At 66.4% G+C, this 1167-nt stretch carries 2 protein-coding genes; one reads left to right on the plus strand and one right to left on the minus strand.

The genetic code is table 11. The features are described from left to right. The coding region (gene mutY, locus MOV75_RS39005) for an A/G-specific adenine glycosylase (protein WP_247008167.1) at positions 1-778 on the minus strand (778 nt) is incomplete at its 3' end. Positions 779-950: 172 nt separating this feature from the next. On the opposite strand from mutY, the gene MOV75_RS39010 reads away from it, so the two are divergent. Continuing rightward, on the plus strand, positions 951-1167 hold a 217-nt coding region (locus MOV75_RS39010), incomplete at its 3' end, for a DciA family protein (protein WP_247008169.1).

The raw sequence follows: 1167 nt of genomic DNA on the forward strand, positions 1-1167 counted from the left end.
ACTCGTCGCCGCGCGTGACGACGAAGGCGGCGCCGCGGCGGAGCGTCCCGCTCTTCTTCGGCGCCTTGCGCGGGAATGACTCCTGCGTGCCTCGTGCACGCGCGGTGCAATCCTCAGTGAACGGGCACAGCGAGCAGGCCGGCTTCTTCGGCGTGCAAATCGAGGCGCCCAGATCCATCAGCGCCTGCGCGCTATCGCCGGCGCGAGAGTTTGCCAGCAGCGTCGATGCCAGTTGCTGGATCAGCGGCTTGGCCTGCGGGAGCTCTTCTTCAACTGCAAAGAGCCGAGACACCACGCGCTCGATATTGCCATCGACCGGCATGGTGTGACGATCGAAGGCGATCGCCGCGATCGCCGCCGCCGTGTAGGGCCCGATGCCCGGCAGTGCACGCAGGCCCTCCTCGGTGTCGGGAAAGGTGCCGCCATGGTCGCGCGTCACGGCGACCGCGCAGGCATGGAGGTTGCGTGCGCGCGAATAATAGCCGAGCCCGGCCCACATCCGCAGCACGTCATCCTGTGAGGCCCGTCCGAGCGCGCTAACCTCAGGCCAGCGCGCAACGAATTTTTCGAAATAGGGGCCGACCGCCTTCACCGTGGTCTGCTGGAGCATGATCTCCGACAGCCAGACGCGGTAAGGATCCGATGCCTCTCCAGGCGCCGCGCGCCAGGGCAATCGGCGGCGGTGGCGGTCGTACCATTGCAGAAGTGCGATCGGGCGCGACGAGGTCTCCGCCTGACTCGGTTCCGATTTCGCCTTCAGTGCGGATTTCGGGCTCATGCGCCCACTGTAGCGGCCTCGTGGCGATCACTCCACGTCATGCCCGCGCTGGTCGCGGGCATCCACGTCTTTTCTTCGCGGAAGAACGTGGATGGCCGGGACAAGCCAGGACAAGCCCGGCCATGACAACCCGGGACTGTGTGGCTTGCGTCCGGAAGTGCTATAACGATCCATGTCCAAATTCCCTCCCAAACCCGGTCCGATCAGCGCCAAGCCGCTCGGGATCCTGCTCAATGACGTCTTTGCCGAGGCCTATGCCAAGCAGGGCTTTGCCGCGCGCGAGCTGGTGACGCGGTGGGCGCAGATTGCCGGGCCGGAGATCGCAGCTCATGCCGAGCCGCTGAAGATGCAATGGCCGCGGCCGGTGGAGGGCCAGCCGCAGGAGCCGG

The sequence above is a fragment of the Bradyrhizobium sp. PRIMUS42 genome (assembly GCF_023006515.1).
Classification (GTDB): Bacteria; Pseudomonadota; Alphaproteobacteria; order Rhizobiales; family Xanthobacteraceae; genus Bradyrhizobium.